This window comes from Synechococcus sp. OH2, assembly GCF_047462155.1.
Taxonomy (GTDB): Bacteria; Cyanobacteriota; Cyanobacteriia; order Thermostichales; family Thermostichaceae; genus Thermostichus.
Map to the genome: position 1 here is coordinate 30,460 of NZ_JANSIR010000001.1, position 4,381 is coordinate 34,840.

Below are 4,381 nucleotides of genomic sequence, written 5' to 3' on the forward strand. Positions count from 1 at the left end.
ATTGCTTTGGCAGTCTCCCTGCGCTCTTGGGCCAATTCTCGATAGAGGGCGGCCAATTGGGCATACCCCGCTTCTTCGTAGGCGGTGGCCAGCCAACGGGCATTCTCCGGGCTGGGATCCGCACGATAAGCCCGCCGCAGCAACTGCAAAGCAGTGCCATAATTGCGCTCTCGAATGGCTGCCTGCCCCAAACTGGCTGAGCTGGCCCCGGTTGTATCGCTAGCCATGGTTCTCCGTTATGCCTTGCTGTGCAGCGATAATAAATCAGTTTTCCTTTTCCAAGCCAGCCACTCAGGGCAACCTTGGCAACTGGATCCCTTGGCCATAGCATACCCTTGTCGAGCCGAACGCTGACTGTTGGGAAAGACTTCTCTTCTTGTTGGGATCTGCTCGATAGACATCTTTAGCCGATGTTGATTTGAGATTGAGGCGTTGAGATCTGGATGTGAGGCGTACTTTCAAGCTAGCTTGTAGTCAAGCCCCGAGCAGCGACAGGTTTCGGCGCAAGCATGATTCAACAGTTTCGAGAGCGGTACCCTATGGGCAGTTTGCTCACCGATCTGTTGCGCGTAGAAGAAGGGATCTACATTGTCAAAGCCCAGGTGGTGGTGAACAACACGGTTCTGGGTAGTGGTATTGCCGGCTCCAACACAGTAGAAGAAGCGGAAGATGCTGCGCTGAAGCGCGCTTTAAACCACGCAGGATTCGGTCATTCCGCAACTTCCTTGAGCTTGGGTATGGATTCTGCTGCCGCCAGGCTGCCCTATTTGCCAACTCCCGACTTGGCCTTGGCCAATGGGCGCACCCACTCTTCTCCTGCCCCTCAAGCCCCTGAGCCAACAGGGATCCCTGTCCGACAGCAGTCGCTCCCGGAGCTGCCCAACCTGAGGGAGCCAGAGGCCCAGGGGGAGGATTTGTCGGACATCATTGCTCAAACAGATGTCGAGATGCAGCGTATTGGCTGGGGCCGCAAGGAAGGACAAGAGTTCCTGGAGCGTCGCTTCCAGAAAAAATCTCGCCACCAACTGAATGAGGCCGAACTGCGGGAGTTCTTGCGCTATTTAAAACAGCAGCCGTCACGCCTCAACAGCGAGCCTCGTTTTTGATTTTCCCAGACTCCCTCACCCCCAACCCCTCTCCCTCTGGGAGAGGGGAGTTAGACTTGACTTTGGAAAAATCCCTTGCCCAGAGGCGGGAGAGTAGATCAAACCGCTGGGCTCTGGAATAGCCACGGCTAGGGCGCACCCACAATTACAGTGGTGTCTTGCATTGTCTTCACGACGGTCTCGCCTCCTTCCGAGAGCACAACCCGTCGCTCTGGCACCGATACTCCGGCCACTTTGGCAGTTTGGTAGTTTTGCCCGGCCTGCACCACAGAAGGGATCACGCCTGGACCGGAAACCAGCGCAAAGGATTCACCGCCGATTTGGACAACCCCAGAAACTTGCACGCTGCGGGCAAAGGCCGCCGGGTCGGGAGTGGGCGTCGGGAGCGGGGTGGCCACTGCTACGGGCACTTCGCCACCATTGCCGGGCGGCGGCAGTTCCGGAGGCGGAGGTAGAGGTGGCAGATCAAGGGTCGGCTCAGGAGCACGCACGTTTTGGGGCACAAAGGGATCCGCCCGTCCGGCTCCACTTAAGGCCCGCTGGGTTTCCTGCTCCCGATCCACCGGTGGGATCAGGCTAGAGGCAGCTTGGGTGGTTTGCAGAAGAGAAGGCACCGGCGGCGGTTGGTCAGGAGCGGTCTGGCCAAAACCGTCGGGCAGGTTTGCCGTTTGTTGCCGGGCAAGAGCTTGCATCTGGCTGGCTCCCCGCGCCAGAGTAGCGTTCATATCCTGTTCCCAACGGCCTGAGGCGTTGAGCCGCATAACTACAGGGCTGCTGCCGCCGCGCGACTCCACCCAGATCTCGGCTTCTGTGTCGCTCAGCCGACGGGAGCGGAGGATGCGCGATCCCGGCGGCAAAAGCGGCTGCAGCGCCAGCTCCGCTTCGGGAACCGCTTGTTCGTTGGCCAAAGCAGAAGATAAACGAGGGGACAAGCACAACATGCCCCCTGCCGACAGCAGGAGGATCCCAAGTGAGAGCAGTTGGCGACCAGGCGAAGATTTCAGCATAGAGACCACCGGGAGAGAGCCTCGCATCACCAAAATAGCCAAAATCTTGGGGATGGGGCTCAATCGAGCTGCTTTTTTCGGCAACAATGCTAGGATTTCCCAATCAAAGCCTCAGCCCCTGTCGATAGGGATCCCGACCTCAAAGCCGGCCCCTGTCCGAGCGCAGCCCAATTTGCCATAATGAAGAGAGACTGTAAACATTTGTTAAGGCCATGACTGTCTCTGCTCTGGATCCTGTCAACCCCGCTCGTCTGGAGGAAATCGCCCAACGCTTGCGCAGCCAACGCCCTGCGGATCGCATGGTGGCCTTGGCCCAGTTGCGGGATGTGCCAGCGGAGCAGGCGGTGCCGCTGATTTTGCAGGTCATCGACGACGAAAACCTGCAGGTGCGCTCTTTTGCCGTCTTTGCCCTAGGGATCAAGCAGACGGACGCCTGTCTGCCCAAGCTGCTGGAGATCCTCACCCAAGACCCGGACTACGGCATTCGCGCCGATGCGGCAGGCGCCCTGGGCTACTTGGAAGATCCGCGGGCTTTTGAGGCCCTGGTGCGGGCTTTTTATGAAGATGTGGAGTGGCTGGTGCGCTTCAGCGCCGCCGTGGCCCTGGGCAACCTGAAGGATCCACGGGCCTATGAGGTGCTGCTGCGGGCGTTGGAGGGGCCGGAAGTGTTGCTGCAGCAGGCGGCCATTGCAGCTCTGGGAGAACTGGGGGATCTGCGGGCTTTGGATCACATCCTGCGGTTTGCCCAGTCGGAAGATTGGCTGGTGCGGCAGCGGCTGGCCCAGGCCTTGGGAAATCTGCCCTCGCCCAAGAGTGTTTCTGCCCTCAACTATCTGGCCAGGGATCCCCACGATAGCGTTGCCGCGGCGGCTTTGGATTCGCTGCGGCGGCTGCGCCAAAGGGGCTTCCCAGAACCCACGCCTGAGGCGGGATCCCGGCCAGCCGATTCGGAAGCAAGCTAAGCTGGAAATCCGGGTTTGGCCTGGTGTAGGAAGGCGAGGATTTGCCGACCCTTGTTGTTTCCTAATCCCCTGCTGCGATGGTTACCAGCCCCCACCCTCTAGTTGCTCCGGAGATAGCCGGATCCCCCTCTCGGCCCCGCATTGTGGCGGCCCTTTCTGGGGGGGTAGACAGCTCCACGGTGGCGGCCCTTCTCCACGAACAGGGCTATGCCGTGGAGGGAGTGACTCTCTGGCTGATGCGAGGGAAAGGCCAGTGCTGCACCGACGGCCTGGTGGATGCTGCTGCCATCTGTGAGCAATTGGGGATCCCCCACCATGTGGTGGATAGCCGTGAGCTGTTTCAGGCCGCCATTGTCGATTACTTGGTGGCCGGCTATGGGGAGGGGATCACACCGCTGCCCTGCTCCCAATGCAACAAGCTAGTGAAGTTCGGCCCCCTGCTGGCCTATGCCCGCGAGACGCTGGGCATCTCTCAGATCGCCACCGGCCACTACGCGCGGGTGCGTTTTGAGGCCGAGCTGGGGCGCTATCAACTGCTGCGGGCGGTGGATCGGCAGAAGGATCAGTCCTATTTTCTCTACGACCTCAGCCAGGAGCACCTGGCCCACAGCCTCTTCCCCTTGGGCGAGTACACCAAGGCCCAGACCCGTCAGATTGCCGCGCGCTACGGCTTGGTTACGGCAAACAAGCCCGAAAGCCAGGATCTGTGCTTGATCGAGACCTATGGCTCGATGCGCAACTTTTTGGATCAGCACCTGGGTCAAAGGCCGGGGGAAATTGTCGATACCCAGGGGCGAGTCCTGGGATATCACGAAGGTATCCACCACTACACCGTCGGCCAGCGCAAGGGGCTGGGGATTGCCTCTTCCCGTCCGCTCTATGTGGTGCGCATCGATGCGGCCATGAACCGCGTGGTAGTGGGAGAGCGGGAAGAAGCCACCCAAGCTGAGGCGTGGGTGCGGCGGGTGAACTGGGTCTCGATCCCTGCGCCGGCAGAACCCTTGGCCGTGGAAGTGCAGGTGCGCTACCGTACCCCACCGGTGCCGGCTATGGTGATCCCAAAATCGCCGGAGCGGGTGAAGCTACAGTTTGCCGAGCCGCAATTTGGCGTCACCCCTGGCCAAGCCGCCGTCTGGTACCACGGGGATCTCCTGCTGGGAGGTGGCATCCTGGAGCGCCCTTCTCCCTAACTAGAGATTCGGCAGAGCTCTCTGGCATTACTCCCCTCTCCCCCTGGGAGAGGGGCTGGGGGTGAGGGCTGACTTCCCCCTGGGAGAGGGGCTGGGGGTGGTCGCGTGAGCGGCGC

General features: G+C 60.6%; 4 protein-coding genes and 1 pseudogene. 3 read left to right on the forward strand and 2 right to left on the reverse strand.

The genetic code is table 11. The annotated features are described in order from the left end of the window. Window positions 1-227 (reverse strand): annotated as a pseudogene (locus NW835_RS00155) (hypothetical protein); the annotation flags it as partial. Between the two features lie 312 nt (window positions 228-539). Between NW835_RS00155 and NW835_RS00160 the strand changes: the two are divergent. Beyond that, entirely contained in the window at window positions 540-1,106 is a 567-nt protein-coding gene (locus NW835_RS00160) for a hypothetical protein (RefSeq protein ID WP_414363750.1), read from the forward strand. 128 nt (window positions 1,107-1,234) lie between these two features. On the opposite strand, the gene NW835_RS00165 is transcribed toward NW835_RS00160, so the two are convergent. Further along, window positions 1,235-2,176, reverse strand: coding sequence for a hypothetical protein (locus tag NW835_RS00165; RefSeq protein ID WP_414414202.1), 942 nt, complete (start codon window positions 2,174-2,176; stop codon window positions 1,235-1,237). Window positions 2,177-2,325: 149 nt separating this feature from the next. Here NW835_RS00165 and NW835_RS00170 point away from each other — a divergent pair, with 149 nt between their 5' ends. Beyond that, window positions 2,326-3,075: a HEAT repeat domain-containing protein gene (locus tag NW835_RS00170; RefSeq protein WP_414347654.1), complete on the forward strand. Its 750-nt coding sequence runs from the start codon at window positions 2,326-2,328 to the stop codon at window positions 3,073-3,075. A 77-nt stretch (window positions 3,076-3,152) separates the two neighbouring features. Continuing rightward, window positions 3,153-4,265, forward strand: a complete 1,113-nt coding sequence (mnmA, locus tag NW835_RS00175; RefSeq protein WP_414336169.1) for a tRNA 2-thiouridine(34) synthase MnmA — start codon at window positions 3,153-3,155, stop codon at window positions 4,263-4,265. Window positions 4,266-4,381: the final 116 nt, after the last annotated feature.